This window comes from Microbulbifer maximicatervae (SeqCode), from assembly GCF_052468095.1.
In genome coordinates this window covers 1,539,982-1,559,218 of sequence record NZ_CP174332.1, presented here as the reverse complement: position 1 = coordinate 1,559,218, position 19,237 = coordinate 1,539,982, and the positions used below count along the sequence as shown (strand labels likewise).

The following is a 19,237-nucleotide window of genomic DNA, read 5'->3' as shown; positions in this document are numbered from 1 at the left end:
TCTGCTCTCCCGTATTCACTACACCAACAATATACAATGTGATATTATATAAAACAATATATTGTAATTGTGTAAATTGATTTAGTTCCTATGCCTGATACTGAACATCTCGATCTCAACAAAATGCGCGATTCCGCTGGCCAGGCGGCAGCGATGCTGCGCTCCCTGGCCAATCAGGACCGCTTGCTACTTCTATGTCAGCTCAGCCAGGAAGAGTTAAATGTAGGCGAATTGGAAGAGCGCCTGGGTATTCATCAGCCAAGCCTGTCCCAACAACTGGGGGTCCTCCGTCGCGAAGGCCTGGTCGAAACACGCCGCGAAGGAAAAAACGTCTTCTACCGGGTTGCAGACCCGCGAGTACTCGCCCTGCTGCAAACCCTTTACCAGCTCTACTGTGCGGAGTAATCCCATGACCATCGATTGGACCGCTTTCACCCCGGGCACTGCACTCGCCGGGGGGCTACTGATTGGCCTCGCCAGTGCCGCTTTACTCGCCTTCAACGGTCGTATCGCAGGTATCTCCGGCATCATTGGCGGACTGCTTGACCAAATCCAGGGTTCCCTGTGGCGCCTGGCCTTTATCGGGGGGCTATTGATAAGCCCTCTTGCCTGGAAAATCTTTGCAACAGTGCCCGACATTGATATCCAGGCAGGTTATCCCACCTTAATTGCAGCGGGATTACTGGTGGGCCTGGGCACGCGGATGGCTTCCGGTTGCACCAGTGGCCATGGTGTTTGCGGCTTGTCCCGACTCTCCACTCGCTCGCTAACCGCCACCCTGACATTTATGGCTGGGGGCTTCGCAACCGTGTTTCTAATGCGACACCTCCTGATCAGCCAGCTGGGGCAATGATGATGAAAACCAATATCAGTGCACTTTTGGCCGGGCTCACTTTCGGCCTGGGGTTATTGCTCTCCGGTATGGCCAACCCGGAGAAAGTTCTGGGCTTCCTCGATTTAGCCGGCGCCTGGGACCCCTCTCTGGGACTGGTGATGTTTGGCGCTATCGCCGTGGGCCTGCCACTATTCCATTTCATCAGACGGCGGGGACAGTCTATCTGGAAGCAACCGCTTCACCTGCCGGCAAGTAACCAGGTTGATCGCCGATTGGTATTGGGCAGCCTTCTATTTGGCGCCGGCTGGGGACTGGCGGGGTTTTGCCCCGGACCGGCGATTGTCGCTACCGGGGCGGGACAACTTAAAGCGGTAATTTTTGTACTCGCCATGCTCACGGGTATGGGGATATTCCAACTCTTCGGGATCAAGCGTACTGCCGCAGTGGAGTAACTTGCGCCCAAGCACAACGGTGAGGCAGCCGCCGTCTATCTTGTTTGAGCAGTTCACACAATTGCGGCAGGAAGAGAGCGGAAACAAGTGTAAGGATGCGGCTACTCCACCTAATCCCTCCATGGCTTCGACGCTACCAGCCCAAGTGGCTGGTGGGAGATAGTATTGCCGCCCTCCTGGCCAGCATGATGCTGATCCCACAGGCCCTCGCCTATGCCGCACTTGCCGGCCTGCCCCCATATCTAGGGCTCTACGCTGGGCTGCTCCCATTAATAGGATACGCACTGTTTGGCTCCAGCTCGGTGCTGTCCGTCGGCCCGGTGGCCGTGCTCGCCCTAATGACCGCTTCAGCTCTCACCCCCATAGCCTCACCGGGAAGTCCCGAGTACATTTCCGGCGCCATATTATTAGCACTCTTGAGTGGAGCAATCCTGCTACTAATGGGGTTTCTTGGCCTCGGCAGCCTCGCCAACCTCTTGAGCCTTCCGGTTGTTGACGGTTTTGTCTCCGGCGCCGCGCTGCTGATTATTGCCGGGCAGATTGCCCCCTTGCTGGGAATATCAAGCAATGGCGATACGGTTCTCGAGATATTGATCAACACCTTTAACCACCTGCCCGAAACCGATCGGGAAGCAGCTCTGCTGGGGCTCATTGCACTAGCCAGCTTAATTGCCGCCCGTCTAGGCTTGCCCTTCCTGCTCAGGAAAATCGGGGTCGGCCCAGCACGATCCAAATTGCTTTCGCGGTTGGCGCCCATGCTTATCGTGGTGATTGCCATTGTGCTCACCGCTATTTTTCACTGGGAGAAGGAATTACCCGTTGTGGGGGTTATTCCCGCTGGCCTACCGCACCTAAGTATCCCCTCTATTAATCCGGGGCTGATTTACAAACTGCTATTGCCTGCCCTGATTATTGCCCTGCTCGGTTTTGTCGAGAGCTTATCTATTGCCCACTCTATCGCCCAGCGGCGCGGCGAGAAGCTCAACACTAATGCGGAACTGCGGGGGCTGGGCGCCTCCAATCTACTCAGCGCATTTTCAGGAGGGTTTGCGGTGACCGGCAGCTTTGCACGGACGGCCGTTAACGATGAGAGTGGAGCAAAAACCCCTCTCAGCGGCGTGATAGCCGCAGTGCTAATAGCCCTGCTACTTCTGTATGCCACCAAAGTCTTTACCGAACTGCCAATCTGCGTGCTAGCTGCCACCATCATTGTTGCAGCCGCAAACCTGATCAACTTCCAGGGAATGGCCCACCACTGGCGCTACGACCGCACCGATGGACTGGCTATGGCCGGCACATTTCTCGGGGTAGTGTTTTTTGGCGTGGAGACCGGGATTGCCCTGGGTGTCGGGCTCTCATTCGCCACATTGATCTGGCGAGCCAGCCGGCCACATATCGCTGTCGTGGGGCGTGTACCGGGTACTGAGCAATTCCGCAATGTACTTCGCCATACGGTGAAAACCGAATCTGAGATTTTGTTCCTGCGTATTGATGAGAACCTGTTTTTTAGCAACATCAATGCGATTGAGGAGCGACTTTTTGTAGAGATAAAGCGACATCGCAATACCCGCCATATGGTGCTGATCTTATCGTCTGTTAACCGGATCGACAGCACAGCAATAGAGCGCCTGTTACAAGTAAACCGGGATTTACAGAATCGAAACATCCAGCTGCATCTGGCTGAGGTAAAGGGGGCTGTACTGGATCGCCTGGGCCACTCCAAGCTACTGCAGGAATTGAGCGGCCGCGTGTTCCTCTCCCCCTACATCGCTGAGCTTGCCCTGCGCCACCATCAAATCTCCGATAGCGACAAACCATCCGAATAAGGTTGCGCGACTTGTAAGGCAGCATCAAACACTGGCAAAATATCCAGTATTTGAGCAAAGAGCGCGATGGGCGGAAATAACCTTACCTCTGAACAGCAGGCAATTGCAGATCACGCCGGTGGTCACGCCAAGATCATTGCCGTTGCCGGCTCCGGCAAAACCACTGCTCTGTTGCACTATATAAAGAACCGCCTTGATGCAGGTATCGCCCCCGAACGACTGCTGGTATTAATGTACAACCGCAGTGCTCGGGAGGACTTCGACCGCCGTTTACGGCAGCTGACTGAAGGCTCGATACCAGCGGTACATACCTTTCACAGTGTTGGGTATCGTTTATACCAACGCATGATCGCCAATGACCATATCGCTGCTACCAACCTATCCCCCCTACCCCAATCCACAATCCAATTACAAATCTGGAAGGCCATTGAAGAGTGCGCGCCGACCCACGAACTCGAAGAGATTAGAGCACGAAAGCAATCTGAGATTGAGGCCGCTGAATTTTTTATTGACTACACCAAAACGATTCTGTCGGGAGATCTCAGCGCATTTCAGGAACTGAAGCTCGGCGATGAATACATGTATTTTCTGCAAGTATTTCGCACTTTTGAAGCTTGGCGCCGCAGCCAAAATGCGGTTACCTACGCCGACCTGATTTATGACCCAGCCATGCTGCTCAGCATGGATGAGGAAATGGCCGAGGAGTACGGCAGCTATTACGAAGATATCCTGGTGGACGAATACCAGGATATCAATGAGATACAGCACTTTTTACTGCGAGTTCTCTACGGAAAATCTGGCAACGTCATCGCGATTGGCGACCCAGACCAAACAATTTACGAATGGCGAGGCTCCAAACCGGATTTCCTGCTCACATTTTTCGATGGGGATTTTCCCCCCTCGAATATTTATCACCTGAGCCGCACTTTCCGTTACGGCCACCAGCTATCCCTGGCCGCCAACCACTTTATTGAGAACAATCGCGATCGCGCCGATATATTCTGTGTTTCAGCCAATGAAGATCAGCAAACAGAAATCGAGCTGGTAAAAACCGATAAGGAGGGGCGCTGGCTAGTAGAGCACCTGCGCCGGTGTCAAAAGCAAGGCCAGTCACTCAGGGATGTCGCCGTATTGGTGCGGCTGTGGTCTATCGCCGCTCCTATTGAACTGGCACTGCTGGCCAATAATATTCCCTACCGTTCAGCAAGCCGCAACACCGTCCTTTCGCGCCGGGAGCTCCGCCCCTTATTTTGGAGTTTAAATATTGCCTCCGGTCGATTCACCGAACTTCCACCCAAGCGTCGCCAGCAGGGACTTTACGAATGGCTGACCTCTCCCCATGTGCGTATTCCGCGCAAAGTCCTGGAGCCCATCTGCTCCTCTCTGGCAGTGCTGGACAAAGGCTGGGGCAAGAAGCTGATTGCCCTACTACCTGAAAACCTGAGCAAACCCCAGACCAAACGCTTGCGCCAACGGGCAGACCTGCTTACCCAGATCGAGAGCTGGCGCGGTCACGCCGGAGAGCTACTGCGTCGCCATATCGGTGAACTGGAACTTCTCAGCGGAATCGCTGACGACGCCTTCACCCGCCAACAAGGGGAGGAGAGACAACAAACCATCCTCGCTTTCTGCAAATACCTGGACACACTGAAGCAGCCACCCGCTGAAGCCCTGGCACATCTACAAGAACTTCAACGCCAACACCGGGAGGGCGAACAAACCGAAGCGGATGCTATACAGATAACGACTATGCACCAGGCTAAAGGTTTGGAGTGGGAACAAGTGATTATCCCCACCCTCACCCAGCACAATATGCCCTATCAGCCCCAACGGGACTTCAGCACACCCGCGTCACTGGAGAGCGAACGCCGCTTGATGTACGTGGCGATGACCCGCGCCAAGTCAAAACTCTTCTTGTTGGCCCCTGCAGAAGACCCCAAAAAGAATGATCCCGAGGCTTCGCAGCCTTCATTATTTATTAATGAAATGCAGCTTCCTTTAAGTAAATTGATGGCAGACTCCCTTAAGGAGCGCCCGGAAAAAATCGACACTGATGTGCCGGTTTCACGCCAAGCGCTCCACTATTTAGAAGCTTGCGATTACAACCCCACTATCAGTGCACCCCGGGCACCAATGCGAAAACCAGAACCTGGAGAGGGGCTGCGGCATCGAAAACTTGGCTATGGAAGGGTTTTGGGATGGGAGGACAAGCGTATCGAGGTTTTATTTAGCGATGGAAAAGCTCGGCGGTTTGATTGGGAGACTTTGTCACAGTATCTGATGTAGCAATACCTAGGAACGTGCGTACCAAAAAAATTAATTCACTCCGCTGTTATCAGGTTACCTAATGCAAATATCTATCAAGAGCCTTCTTCATAATCATCTTTCCCAACTGCTTTCCATTACGACTAAAATTCCACAGGAAATATTTCACAAGCAGCTGGCACCTGACATGTTCAGCTTAGCCGAGAATGCAAAAATTGCAGCCAATTTTTCTCTTCGCGGATACTGCCCACTCGTTGATCAGAAAATTGCGACATTTGAAGAAGATGGGAATACAAAGGAAATTATTCTGAGAACTATCCAGAAAACACTAAATTATTTAGATTCTTTACCCGAAGTAACCGATCTGGACAGTAGTAGAAGAATCAATGATAAAGCGGGTTTCACAACAGTGGATCTCCCACAGCCACAATATATCCATCAATATATAATTCCAAACTTTCTATTCCATATAAGCATGGTTTATGCAATTGCACGCCACTGCGGTGTAACCCTTAGCAAAGGCGATTTTGATGGGCTCCACAGTTACCCGGCTGAATTTAGTTTTATATAAAAATCACCAAAACACTTCAGCGCCAAATTCTTCCAGCTCTTTATCATCAAAAATAATTCGCCAAACATATCCCCTCACGGCATTAACCAGAATATCACCATGAGCCGTAACTATTACTATGGTGCTAAAAATTCAGACTCAGAAAATTTCACCTCATTTAAAATAACTTGACCAAGTTCATAAAAAAAAATATAAACGCGATACAATTCGACATCTACACCAAACTTTTCATGGAATAGAAGTAACCGGTATGAAAATCTCTAAACTATTATTAGTCCCCTTAGCCCTGACAATCTCTAATGCCTCTTTAGCAGAAGAGAACCCGTTCTATATCGGGTTTGGCCTAGGGTACCATGACCTTGATGGCCAGAAAACTCAGTCCGATCATTACCTTGATGGCCAGCGCTTCGGCGATCAAACAAATTCTTTAAATATTTATCTCGGGTATAAATTTAACCCGTACTTCTCTGTAGAAGCTGGATACAGCAATTTTGGCAGTGCCTATGACGAATATATCGCCTCGGTTAACTATTATGACGAGTTGGAAGAAGCGTACAAACATGCCTACATCGCGGATGACGAAACACTTGAAGTCAGCAGTTTTCTGTTGAGCGGTGTCGCTCACTACCCGGTTCTCGAAAAACTGACCTTGAATGCGAATCTTGGTATTTCCTACACCAGGGTCGACAGTGAGTTCCGACCTGTATCCACTTGGTGGTCACTCATATCTCCAGTTGAGAGGTACAGTGAAAAAGATGTGGATCTAACTTACGGCCTTGGTGTTACCTATGACTTTACCGATAAATTCTCTGGAAAGCTTCAGTGGAAGACAATCGATAACGACATCGTAGCTGTAAACGGGTTTGACTTATCAGTGGAAGCCCGCTTCTAATCCACCTTGCAAGTAGGAGGGGCTACAGAGAAAGCAGCTGCAGCTCCCTTCGCTTACTAAAGTTAAAAACAATCAAATGCCTCTGGGCCACCTAGAGGTAGCCGGGAGCCAATCGGCAACCAAGAAAATCTCGGCTTGCACTAAATACCCCCAAAATGCCTAATCTTTAGCCAACATAATGATTTTTAAGGGTTTTTTTCATTCTTTAGGTTGACTTGCACCAGGGGCATCTATAATATCCGCACCCGTAACGCGCTCGTAGCTCAGCTGGATAGAGTACCTGGCTACGAACCAGGCGGTCGGAGGTTCGAATCCTCCCGAGCGCGCCATACAAACAAAGGGCTTATGCTTAACGGCGTAAGCCCTTTTTTGTTATAGCGCGGTAGAACCCGCATGCATATATCACCGCCAGTACTACCTTTATGCCTGAGTCGGCCCCATCGCCATCAACTCCCCCAGAACTCCACCACTAGGCATCAGTCATCGGGCCGTAACACAAGAACTTCTGGGAAGTATTCCTCACCTTGAACCCATTGCTGAGAGCTAGTGATGGAATTGGCGGCTCACTGCCAGAAACATAAATTGCCGGTGTTACAGATAAATTTATACAAGCAGGGGCTGAGCCAGTTCCTCCTTCCCAAGAAGAAAGCCAGCGATTGGGTAAGTACTAGGTTTTAACTGAGCTCCATTAGCAACAATTAAGTGGGCGAACCCCAGTCGACAAATAGCCAACGAAAAGCCATTATCAGGTGTAATAGAATTACGCACCAACACTCTCTACTGAAGAGCAATAATCATACTCCCTCGCGTACAGACCATTTTAGATGTTAGATAAATTGAGGCGCGAGCTTCTCGATGATATAACCTATCCCCTCCACATCAACTCATGAATGCAAATGATGCTCTCAACACCACCACCCCATAAGCAATACACCTTATAGTGTCGACTCAATAATTCACAACTTAGCTAACATTACTATGCTAATAGAAACGTAAGATCAAAACAGCCACCATAATCCAGATTGACTGATTGCAAGCAGCCCTCTTTTACACTTGCTGGCGGGATCATAATTATCCCAAAAGGAATGGCGCAGGCATAAATTACATCGCTTATAGTTAATGAGCACAGAACATGACACGTTTCCTATCTTTTCTGACATGGAAAAAAATACTTGTCGGTTATTTTTCAGTAATCTTCATCTTTGCTGCAATATATAGTGAATGTGACTCCTGTATAAATGAAAAGCTCGACTTCACAAAAAGTATCTACTTCAGCATTGTAACAATAACAACTTTGGGCTATGGAGAAATTTACCCTGTCAATGAGCTCGGTTACCTACTAACCTCCATTGAAACACTGACGGGAATTGCAACATTTGGGCTACTATTGAATGAATTTACAAAATACCAATCAAACCGACAAGAAAAATTAAGACAAGAAAAAAGAGTCGAACAATTAAAAAATGCATACCACTATTTTCGAGTTCATATGGCCGACTTTTGTGCCGCGGCTATCAGCACCATAACCCACAAAGAACAAGCCCCAGCATCCTATGACATGATGGGTTTTAGAGCATATTTGGAGAACAATAATAATAGAAATGCAAATATCCTTAAGGAAGCCCTTCCTCGAGACTACAAGTTCAGAGCAATGGTCATGACGGAATACAAAATATACGCCCGACAAATAGAATTGGCTTGCTCAACGATAAATCTCCACGATACAAGGCTATTGGACTTCTTCTATACCCATATAAGCCAGTCTGTCCGACTTGAAGCTGTGAGTGAAGCATCAGAGACCTTATCGGAAACTCTATTCAATCTAATCAATGACATTATGGCAGGAGTCGATGCAAATGGAGACAGGCGTGACCGAGACATATATATGGGTTATATCAATTCACTAGAATCGCACGTTAGCCAAGGCTAATAAACCGCCAAGAGGTTAAGGGCAAACTAGATCCAAGCCTTAATATTTATCTCAACCATAAGTCATCCTGTTCGGGGTATACAAGGGCCCCACCTAAATAACAGATACTGCCGGACATGCTATATCCAGCTTCCAAAGTTCCAATTCAAGTATTATTTATCAGTAGCAAGTAGCAATTTTTCGAATTGTACTACGATTTAAGTCGGGAGAGGTCTGCTTAATGGCCTTTCATCTTCGCTGACAATATCCACTACTTAAAACCTAAGATAATTTTTAATAGAAGATATTACTTGGAATTTAATGGGCACTAAAACCTGAACTTTCTTCCTAGTAATTTAACACTGAGTTCCTATGGCAACTTCAACTCAGATCACCAACACTTTCCCTGCACCGATTGACCTGATCAAGATGTCGCGAGAAGGATGGCTGCACCGGGGTTACCCAAAGGGCTTCCCGTGAGACGAGTGACAGAGCATAAATGGGGTCAAGTTGCGTGAAGTCTTTCGCCAGACGCCTCCTACAATTTGATAGCCTCCTTTGCAGTATTTGGCTACAACTGCCCTTAGCGCCACTCAAAACAGCCCCCAATTTTGACACTATCAACTTCCCCTTAGAGGGCAACATAACCAAGTATGCGCATCCTACTGATATCAATCCAACTACTATTTCCATTTACACCCTAGAGGTCGCACTATGAAAGCAAATTTTTTAGTTATGGCAGTTGCACTTACTACTTTCAGTGCACATCTACAGGCAAATAATAATACTTCCATTGTACAGCAGACCGGTACCGGCAACATGGCAATGACGGATCAATCCGACTCAAGCACTCAGAACAGCACCATTCTACAAGTGCAAAATGGCAACAATAATTTCTCTGAAGCAATCCAATTTGGAGCTACCCTTGATAGCTCCATCAGCCATACACAAATAGGCAACGCAAATACCACTCTAAACTTAGAGCAGGAAAATGCTGAATTATCCAGTATGACTATCCTACAGAATGGTGATGGAAACACACTGTCAAATTTTCAGATTGATTCTATTGGAACGACATTATCCCAGACACTTTTTGGGATCAATAATGGAACAGCCGGCACGCAAATTCGCTCTTCTAATGACACTGCCATCTCCTTACAACAAGGCGATTCTAATACTACCTTGCTCACCCAAATAGATAGCACCAATAATTTCATGAATATGACTCAGGATGGCACTAACAATGTCGGAGTATCTATACAGATTGAAAGCTCACTGGGTACCGTTCAAATTTTACAAATCGGAGATCAAAATGAGAGTGGAATATCTCACAGCTTAAGCATTTCTGATTTTGCCAGCTCTACACAATTTGGCACTGGAAATATATTCAGCCTTGGTCAGAGTGCAGGCGGTAATAATTTTGCTATTGGAGATCAAGTTGGTGAGCTAAATACCGTGTCAGCCAATCAATCCAACAGTTCCTTTAGCCAATTAAATATAAGCCAACAAGGCATGCAAAATTCACAAACACTGTTTCAGACAGGCTCACAAATTAACTCATGGACCACCCAAAGCGGCATGGAGAACTCTGTAATGTCGAATCAGAGCGGAATGAACCACACTTTAACATCCCTTCAAAACGGGACCCTGAACAGCCTCACAGCTAGCCAAAGTGGAACCTCACAACTTGCCAATGTAACCCAGCTGGGAACAAGCAATAGCGGAACGATCAGTCAGTAGTCGCCGTAGAGCCTCAAAAGCCTCTTATAACCTCTAGAAAGCCCTACCCACGGCTCCTGAGCCAAATCCCTTTGTGAGAAAACAGAAACAGACAAACAGGTTTTACTGTCACCAAACACCAAAAAAGTGCTTCATATGAAAAAAATGCTTGACTCTACCTACACCAATCTATATTGTGCGCCTCCTCGACGCGCTCGTAGCTCAGCTGGATAGAGTACCTGGCTACGAACCAGGCGGTCGGAGGTTCGAATCCTCCCGAGCGCGCCATTTTCAAGGGGCTTACGTTTTTGACGTAAGCCCCTTTTTTATTGCGACAACCTCAACACCAAAACACAGCTAGGCTTTGGACTATGGAAACAAGGAGAAGTTTTCAGGGGTTAGCGCCATGGATATCACGACTCTGAATGTACTTAAGCAGCTAGGTTTGTTAGCCGCAGTCTTTACCCTATCTACGGCCGCACTGGCCATTGAATGCGGCGACACTATATCTGAGCCCACCACTCTATCTCAGGACCTGAATTGCGAGTTGAGTATCGCCAATCCTGTAGCACTCACCATTGTAGGCCCATCAGGGAGCCTGAATATGGCGGGGTTTGAGCTTAGCTGCGTATCGCTGGACCCAACCCAAACAGATTTCTACGCAATAGACCTCCAGGGCACCGCAGCATATCTCAGCAACGGCCAACTAACCAACTGCACCAATGGTGTCATCACCTCCAGCTCAGGCTTCCACTCCATCTCCAATATGGAAATAAATAGCGCTGTAAGAAATGCAATTTTACTATTCGGCAACGGCAATACCATCACCAACGTCGATATTACAGGTCCTGCTACTTCAACCATCTCTGATGGTATTGAGGTTTTTGGCGATTACAACACCATTAGTCGCAGTACGGTACTAGGAGGCGGAGACGAAGGCATTGAAATCCTGGGAGACTATAACAATATCTCCTTTACTACCGTTTCTGGGTTTAGCGAGGACGGCTTCGAGATTGACGGCAACTTCACATTTGTATCTAACAGCATCATTGAGAATAACGGTGAAGCTGGAATCCTGATAAACGGTAATTTCAACAACATAGCAAGTAACAATGTGGCGGATAATGGGCAGGTGGGCATTAATCTAAGTGGCGGCTCAAGCAATTCGATTGCAAGCAACACGGTATCCAATAATGGGCTCTCGGTACTACCAAGCAATGGCGGTATTATCGTTACCGACTCGAACAGCTTAAACAACCGGGTTACCGGGAATACCCTAAACGGCAATCAGCAATTTGACCTCGCAGATCCCTTTGACCCCGACTGCAATGAAAGAAATCTTTGGAGTGGAAACCAGTTCACTACTTCAGACCCCACATGCTTAGACTAACTGCCCAAAAGAGAAGTGGCTTGCGCTGCAAGGTCGGGCACCTCCAGCCTCACGAAGGCTATATCCGGGATTTAAACAGAAGCAAATAAGACTCAAGTACCAAAATTACTGTTCAAAGTTAAACCAAGTTGAATCAAGAGTCTCAATAGTTAAAAATGCATGAGGAGCTGTCAAAATCAGAAGTAAGGGACTACATGACTGATATCCTCAAAGATATACTTCAGTTCGTACAGAATGTGGGGCTTAAGAATGGCCTCTTTGTCATATTTTTCATCTTTGCGCATTACCTCCTCTTCTGGATGTACAGTGGGCGCCTGAAGGACCGACAAGTTGAAATTGACCGGCTTGCAGCAGATAATAAAGAATATAGGGACAGGTTTTTAAAGTTGATGGACAACGCCTTCTCTTATTCACCTCCCACTAGGAAAAACGCGCCCAAGAAGCCAATTAATGAAAAGGAGTTTGAGTAGTGCTCTATCTATTGCCGGCAATTGCTCTTGTCTTCATTTTCGCGAAAATATATCAGCTTCTGGAAGTAAAGAAGCATGATCAACACTTATTTGAGTTTTGTCAGCTACGGAGAGATACGATCGGCTATCTCTCCGATTCTTATACCGACCTATCAAGAAATGATTACATAGCCTTACGCAAGATCAATGATGCACTCAGCACCATCATTGCCGGATATAAAGAGCACAGAACGGTTGTGTTTAATCTCAGGTTATTTTCAGAGTATGTCAATCAGCTAAAAGCCTTTGAGAAAAAGGCCGAGAAGATATCAACCAGCAATCCAGATATACAAGAGTTACTAAACAGAGTTCATCAGTCTATATTTAATGCCTTTCTGGCATTTACCCCCTACCTAAAATCAGAACTCGCGTTCAATGTAGTGATGAAATTGATCTCTCTGGGAGTAAATGCCGGGGCCAATTCATTCAGGGCACATTTGCTAAGCCTTAAAGAAGCCAAAACCCTGCTCAATACCTTTAAAAAGCATTCCTCTCCTTGCTGAGCCCCTCTTTTCAGCCACCGAGAGCTTTTTGGCTATTTGCATGGCAAGCGCTATCAAGGGCAAACTTTGATACCAGCCAGTACGCCAAGCGCTGATATCAATCCTGCTGGGAGTCAGCCAAGAAGGCTGGACTCTGTGGACACTCAAGATTCTATGCGTAAAAAATCACTAAAGACGGAATTTCCAGTCAAGCAAAAAGCACTGAAAAATTAATGAGTTAATACAGAAATACACTTATTTTTTGGAGCGTGTATTATCCTAAATTAGGACAGCACTCCATTCAGCATCAAACTATTGATATTTAACTAAATAGTCATCTTCATCTCATATTAAACCATTCGGTCATCGTCGATATATCGATAATTTCGAAAAAGTCGATATACGAAATAATCATTACCAGAAAACTGAAAATAAGATGCACAGATCTATAAATCGCACTTTTTTCTCACCGAAAGCCCTTAAAACCGAGAAAAAACTACGGACCGTTCAACCCATAAAAAGTAATATCATACGTTTTTTCCGCCCCCCTTCTTACCCGACAAAACCCGCTCTCTCCATTTAGTCAATATCAAAGATTCGGTGTCTATATCCTTGCGACGTAAATACCTTATAGGTGCAGAAATGGAACTCAGCTATATCCTTATTATATGTACAGTGATCATCGTGATTTTCACTGCCTGCGCCTATCTGTACAACTACATTCTTACAGCAAGCGCAACATTTTATCGCTCACCAGTGCAAGAGGATGAGACTGCGATACGCAATCATCTCAATGATAAAGATACGATCAACATACTTGTCATTGACGGTGGTGGTATCCGTGGACTCATACCACTATATGTCATTAAGCACTTGGAAAAAGCACTGGGGCAACCAGTTGACGAGCTTTTCGATGTGTTTAGTGGTGTCTCGACGGGCGCTGTCATTGTTACCGGGTTGAATGTCCGCTCATCTCACCTGGCTAAAAACTATGCCAATGTCGATTCAAAAACAGACTTGCTTATTAACTTATACAAGTCGAAAAGTAATTATCTGTTTTCAACCCCTTGGTATCACAAACTGCTTACGGCATCCGGTCTTTTTTCTCCAAAATATTTGGGTCGCCGCCTTCACAAAGTGATGGAGAAGCACTATACACCAGAGCTTAACTTCACCGATTTGAAAAATTATGTGATTATCCCCTCGCTCAGTGTAAATACTGGTGAACTTCACCTCTTCAAAAACCGAGGAGGAGATACCAGTGAGCTTCCTACCAACAGCCTATACCAACTGGTCACAGCTGCAGTTAGTGGGGTTTCACTGTTTCCCCCAGTTGGCTTTATGGCTGACAGCAAAGAAGTGGGCCATAAATACTTTGCCGACGCAGGTATTTCTGCCAACAACCCTGCAAGTGTTGCGCTCCTGGATATCATCAAAGAGTTCCCTCACAAGAACTACTATGTGCTGATTCTTGGGTCCGGCACCTCCCCGCTAACCAGTTCGCAGGTAAAATATAAAGACCTGAAAAACTGGGGCATACTACAGTGGGCACGAGATGCTATCTCAAGTGTTCAAAGATCAATGGATGAGCAGCAATTGCACGCCCTGGAAATTGCTTCATTACTCTCCAACAATGTAAAGATCAAATATGACTATCTCAATGTAGAGGTAACTGAACCCCATGTCGGTCTATTTGAATACGACAATATCGATTCACTCAAGATTCATTCAGATCGACTCATTAAAAACAATAAACAGAAAATACAACAGGTAATTGACCAATTGGCCACTGCCAACGGATAAAAATCTCATCACAATGTAAGGCGGCAACTCAACAAAACGGTTGCCGCCGAATCTAAGGACAGAGGCATTCACTCTATCAGAAAATACACGCTTAGCACCCAACACCCTCTCACCCGCCTGCCAGCAAACCAACCAACAAATATTTTACTGATTTATCGCTAGTGACATTACTCTTCAGGAGCAAAATCAAACGGCGTTTAACCATGCCAAAGCTTCGCTATCTAATCACAATTCTAATTACACTGACTTCCTGCCTCTTTGTGAATGTAAGAGCTGGAGAACTTCATGATCGTGAGGCTCGAAACAGGTGTATAAAAACCTGTAAGAATAGCTACTATGACTGCATTAGAGATAATGAAAATCAAGACTGGTGCGTAGAGAAGAAGATCCGCTGCGATAATATATGCTATGAGTACGAAGAAGATCGCTGGCGCTGGTATCGGGATAAATCTTCCAACCATTAACCAATAAACAGATATATGTAAGCCGCCCTATAGGACATCAAAGCAACATAGGATAGCTGTGCATTAAGCGTATATTTTGCTAAGATCCAGGTCCTGCATAAATTATCTACCAATAAGAAAATATGAAACTCCTCTCTATAAACGTATCCAAAAAAGTAGATTGCGAATACAAGGGTAAAACTGTAACAACGGGGATCTTCAAGAAGCCAGTCCAAGGAAAAGTTTTTGTTGGAAAGAATAATTTGGAAGGAGATGAGCAGGCAGACTTAAAAAATCATGGCGGCAAAGATATGGCCATATATGCGTTTTCTAATGACCACTACCCTTACTGGGAAGACCTGTTAGGCAGAAAGAGCCTTAAGTATGGCGCATTTGGTGAGAATTTAACGGTAGAAGGGCTTCGAGAACAAAATATCTTTGTTGGAGATCAATTCCGCATAGGCAGTTGTATCCTTGAGGTAAGTCAACCCAGAATACCCTGCTTTAAGCTAAGCATGGCCCTAGATAATGACGCTGCAGCCAAGATTCTCACTAGTAGCTTTAATTGCGGTGTATATTTTAGGGTTGTTAAGGAGGGGCATATTAAAGAAGGGATTTCGATTTGTAAGATAGCTGAAGCTCCAAACTCAATCGACATACGATCTATGTTCAGAGCTTTTTTTGATAAGCAATTTCCCAATACCAAGCAAGTACTCCAGGCTGCAAGTCAGCTACAACCCTTATCCAAAGAGTGGAGAGAGAAAGCTGTAAGGCGGCTCTCTAAGCTCTGACAATTGAGCAACTTATCACATCAGCCTACTAGCTATGTTCCCTCCGAAAGTGAGTCTCCATGAGGGCTATATAGTAAAAGTTAAAACCCGGCACTACCCCGGACTTAAATACTTTAGTAGTAGTTTTTTGGCGAAAAGTACTAACTTATTAAACAAACAAGAATTAATAGGCTTCCTCAACTTGATACTACTGCGCGAGCTGTACTCGAATACCCCCTATTGCCACCTACCAATATATCTGCGGATAAAATGACAGGTATTATCAGGCATGCAAAAACTTAAACTGATCCTGTCAGAATTGGCCTTGGCTAAAGGATTCACTCATGTACTTGGATGCGCCCAACACCCAGGAATTTTATACTAATATCACAAACACCAACCATTTAAAACCTTACATCAAACTACAGTTTATTATATACCCTGCAAAATTTAACATAGGGCTTCGAAGATATTAACAAATAAAAAGCAAATGAAAAAACAACTACCACCCAAGTATACTGAATAAGATATAAAATCCATAAATATATAATAAACGGCAGAACTAGCACAGATAATTTCTTAATCCCAATACTGGCAATATGCAATGATGCATAAATACAAATAAGTACTGACAAAGAGGCGCACACCAACAAAAGGGATGATGAAGTTATGGTAATCATGAGCACCCCCAGTACAGCAAAGACAGCAGCCCCAAAGTATCTCGTACCAGGTTCAAGTGCTCCCATGCTAATGGGGGCGGCCATATATCCAACTATATGATAGCCAGATACGATCACCATAAGTGCTGCCCAACTATCAGCATGAGCAAGTACAACTGCTGCTATCAACCAATTAGTAAGCATTGAGCGCCTTGATAAATTATGTACAGGATCTAAAACAGCTAACCATCGCGGCATTTGCCCTACAGAGGCCATTGCAAATAGAATTCTTGACGAGGCCCCCAAATAAGTATATCCAGATGCCGAGGGACTTATCACACTGTCTGCGAGTAGTATCATTGCAAGAAAGTGCAAGCCAAGCAGTGTCGCCAAGTCCAAAAGCGGCGAGTCAAAATTAATCCCTTGCCAACCACCATTTTCCACCAGAAGATCGTTCGGCACTGAGGCCATAAAAGCATATTGCAATGCAAGATAAACAAGCGTCATTATTGTTATTGATAAAGTAACGGCCAAAGGAATATTGCGCTTGGGATGTTTTATCTCACTCGCAAAGGCAACGCTGATCTGGAAGCCATTAAACGAATATATTAGACCTGCCCCAATAACAGCGGAAAAAGCGCTTCCAAACCCAAACTCCTGATTAGAGTCAATTGAAAAATTTGACCCACTTGTATCACTACTAAATACAACAATAAGTAATACAACTATTGCAAAGGTGGGAGTAAATATCTTTAGAACAGTGACAACATTATTGATCTTGGCAAGAAACCGTATTCCATAATAGTTAATCAGCAAATATACAAAAAGAATACTTAACGCGAGAAGCTTCCCCCAAGGAGTCAAGGTGTGATTATCAATTAACAAAGAGGAATCTATAGCAGATGAGAGGTATTGGGTTGTTGCCTGCGCCTCGGTCGCAACAACCATTAATGTGCCAAACCAGTTAGCAAACGCAAATGGCATTCCAAAAATACTATTGTGCGACAATGCACTGGATTGAGCGAGGGCTCCACGGACTGGGTAGAATGCAACGACACGGCTTAGGCACAAGCCAACCATCAAGACCAAAAGCGCCGCTAATATCCAGGCTCCAAAAGCCCAATTACCTGCATAGTTTGCCGTAAGCTGCGCACTAAACAACCAGCCCGAACCTATCATACAGGTGGCACTAAGCAGCGTAGCACTCAACAGAGAAACACGTTTTTTTCCGCCTTTGGCACAACCCATATCGACCGTTTTCTATAGTGTTATGCAGGCGTCTTCTCTATTTAATCTGATAGCTCCTGCTACTAATATCTTTAGTTTAGCCAGCCCAGTTCATTTCAACCAAAGAACAGTAAGTTATCTCTTTCTACTTCAGGTATAAGTCAAAATTAAAAATGGAGATATTGTATAGAAGCCTTTAAAGGCCTTATAGAAATTTGACATGAGCATCAACTCGCCCTTCCAAAAGCTTAGGGCTGCCTGCCGGGAGGCACGTTCAACATATGCAGCAATGAAAGTTAACGCAACTATACAGAGGGCTGAAGGAAATCCCAGCGGTTGCATCTTTCAACATCAAGGTATTCTTTCAAGATTGACGCCATACGCCCCCGCATCCGCCAGAATTTTTCTGGCACATAGTTAGTCGCAAAAGCTATAGAGGCCTTACATTCAGGAACAACTAAAAGGTAAGCCGTAGCCGCATCATCAGTCACGCCACCGTGATGCAGTACCAACCATGGCTTATCTTGCTCCCCTAGATTTATGCCACCCACCCGCCAACCAAGGGAATATTTTTCCTTGTTTATTTCGCCATTGCGTAATTTCAATGGCACAGAAAGCGCTTGTAGGGCATCTGTAGACAAAAATCCATTTTCATAGGTAGCTTGAGCCATTCTTACCAGATCAGAGGGTGTTGATATAAATCCTCCACCTCCAAAAAGGAAACTCCTATCTCGCTTGGTCGTTGATTTAACATGCACACTCTTTTTACTGGTACTTGAATAATAGGCCGCTTCATTTTCGTGCCCTGCAAATGAAGTGTCCAACTCTGTGGCCTTCATTCCCAGGTAATCCCAGAATTCGGAACTGAGATAATCAACGTACCCTTTTTGCGAAGCCTGCTCTACAACAGCGGATAGCAAGATATAACCATTCGATGAATAACGATATTCTGTTCCAGATTCAAATAGCAGAGGGTGTTTATCAAATACGTAAAATGCATCAAGTGGGTGTTGATGATCTTTTACATTGGAAAACTCAGCCAAATCTCTTTCCGGTGTATCATGTGGCACACCAGCGGTATGTGCGGCAAGTTCAGCAACACTGAATAGCCGAGTATAATGGGGCCTCTCTACATACTTACTTACCGGATATTGCAGATCGAGTTTACCTTTAGTAACTAGCCGAGCTACAGCTAATCCCGTCATCGGTTTAGCCAAACTACCAACTGAATACTGTGTACTTGTATCAGCTTCCAAACCCTTTTCAATATCAGCAAGACCTACGGCTTGCGCAAAAGCCACACGATTGTCCAACCCTATCGCAACGGATAAAGATGGTAGATTGTACTCCTTCTTTAATTCTGCAACCTCAGTCATAACTTTAGAAAAATTATTCTCGGCTGCTGAGGCTTCCATAGGAAACCCTACGAAGAGCACCATTAAACCAAATAGCAAATAACTTCTTAACATTTTTCTCACTTCAAAT

General features: G+C 45.7%; 16 protein-coding genes and 2 tRNA genes. 16 read left to right on the top strand and 2 right to left on the bottom strand.

Annotation, left to right across the window (positions count from 1 at the left end; translation table 11 throughout):
* Positions 1–90: 90 nt before the first annotated feature.
* From ACJJIL_RS06785 to ACJJIL_RS06710, 16 genes are all read left to right on the top strand, one after another.
* Complete coding sequence (locus ACJJIL_RS06785; protein WP_282932131.1) at positions 91–405, top strand: ArsR/SmtB family transcription factor; 315 nt, start codon at positions 91–93, stop codon at positions 403–405.
* Between the two features lie 4 nt (positions 406–409).
* Positions 410–853, top strand: a complete 444-nt coding sequence (locus ACJJIL_RS06780; RefSeq protein WP_444897843.1) for a YeeE/YedE family protein — start codon at positions 410–412, stop codon at positions 851–853.
* The gene (locus tag ACJJIL_RS06775; RefSeq protein ID WP_444897844.1) at positions 850–1,287 is read left to right on the top strand and encodes a DUF6691 family protein; all 438 of its coding nucleotides are present in this window, start codon (positions 850–852) and stop codon (positions 1,285–1,287) included. Before ACJJIL_RS06780 ends, ACJJIL_RS06775 begins: the two co-directional genes overlap by 4 nt.
* Positions 1,288–1,382: 95 nt before the next feature.
* Positions 1,383–3,113 carry a SulP family inorganic anion transporter gene (locus ACJJIL_RS06770; RefSeq protein ID WP_445361489.1) on the top strand — a complete coding sequence of 577 codons (1,731 nt, stop codon included), beginning with the start codon at positions 1,383–1,385 and terminating at the stop codon, positions 3,111–3,113.
* Positions 3,114–3,179: 66 nt separating this feature from the next.
* Positions 3,180–5,399 (top strand): ATP-dependent helicase, encoded by a 2,220-nt coding sequence (locus ACJJIL_RS06765; protein WP_445361488.1) that lies wholly within the window; start codon positions 3,180–3,182, stop codon positions 5,397–5,399.
* A 61-nt stretch (positions 5,400–5,460) separates the two neighbouring features.
* A complete protein-coding gene (locus tag ACJJIL_RS06760; protein ID WP_444933726.1) occupies positions 5,461–5,949 on the top strand; it encodes a DUF1993 family protein in 489 nt (162 codons plus the stop codon).
* A 250-nt stretch (positions 5,950–6,199) separates the two neighbouring features.
* Positions 6,200–6,841, top strand: a complete 642-nt coding sequence (locus ACJJIL_RS06755; protein WP_444933727.1) for an outer membrane beta-barrel protein — start codon at positions 6,200–6,202, stop codon at positions 6,839–6,841.
* A gap of 252 nt (positions 6,842–7,093) precedes the next feature.
* A tRNA-Arg gene (locus tag ACJJIL_RS06750) sits at positions 7,094–7,170 on the top strand.
* An 803-nt stretch (positions 7,171–7,973) separates the two neighbouring features.
* Entirely contained in the window at positions 7,974–8,771 is a 798-nt protein-coding gene (locus ACJJIL_RS06745; protein ID WP_444933728.1) for a potassium channel family protein, read from the top strand.
* A 693-nt stretch (positions 8,772–9,464) separates the two neighbouring features.
* Positions 9,465–10,490, top strand: a complete 1,026-nt coding sequence (locus tag ACJJIL_RS06740; RefSeq protein ID WP_444897852.1) for a serine-rich family protein — start codon at positions 9,465–9,467, stop codon at positions 10,488–10,490.
* Positions 10,491–10,680: 190 nt separating this feature from the next.
* Positions 10,681–10,757 (top strand) — tRNA-Arg (locus tag ACJJIL_RS06735).
* A gap of 118 nt (positions 10,758–10,875) precedes the next feature.
* On the top strand, positions 10,876–11,859 hold the full coding sequence (locus ACJJIL_RS06730; protein WP_444897853.1) for a right-handed parallel beta-helix repeat-containing protein: 984 nt from the start codon (positions 10,876–10,878) through the stop codon (positions 11,857–11,859).
* A 155-nt stretch (positions 11,860–12,014) separates the two neighbouring features.
* Positions 12,015–12,329, top strand: a complete 315-nt coding sequence (locus ACJJIL_RS06725; RefSeq protein WP_413662626.1) for a hypothetical protein — start codon at positions 12,015–12,017, stop codon at positions 12,327–12,329.
* The gene (locus ACJJIL_RS06720) at positions 12,329–12,871 is read left to right on the top strand and encodes a hypothetical protein (protein ID WP_413662627.1); all 543 of its coding nucleotides are present in this window, start codon (positions 12,329–12,331) and stop codon (positions 12,869–12,871) included. The genes ACJJIL_RS06725 and ACJJIL_RS06720 overlap by 1 nt, the downstream gene beginning before the upstream one ends.
* Before the next feature lie 621 nt (positions 12,872–13,492).
* Complete coding sequence (locus ACJJIL_RS06715) at positions 13,493–14,653, top strand: patatin-like phospholipase family protein (RefSeq protein ID WP_444897855.1); 1,161 nt, start codon at positions 13,493–13,495, stop codon at positions 14,651–14,653.
* 586 nt (positions 14,654–15,239) lie between these two features.
* Complete coding sequence (locus tag ACJJIL_RS06710) at positions 15,240–15,887, top strand: MOSC domain-containing protein (RefSeq protein WP_445361487.1); 648 nt, start codon at positions 15,240–15,242, stop codon at positions 15,885–15,887.
* Between the two features lie 401 nt (positions 15,888–16,288).
* On the opposite strand, the gene ACJJIL_RS06705 is transcribed toward ACJJIL_RS06710, so the two are convergent.
* Together ACJJIL_RS06705 and ACJJIL_RS06700 are read right to left on the bottom strand one after the other, a co-directional pair.
* On the bottom strand, positions 16,289–17,773 hold the full coding sequence (locus tag ACJJIL_RS06705) for an APC family permease (protein WP_445361486.1): 1,485 nt from the start codon (positions 17,771–17,773) through the stop codon (positions 16,289–16,291).
* 284 nt (positions 17,774–18,057) lie between these two features.
* Complete coding sequence (locus ACJJIL_RS06700; protein ID WP_445361485.1) at positions 18,058–19,221, bottom strand: serine hydrolase domain-containing protein; 1,164 nt, start codon at positions 19,219–19,221, stop codon at positions 18,058–18,060.
* Between the last annotated feature and the right edge of the window lie 16 nt (positions 19,222–19,237).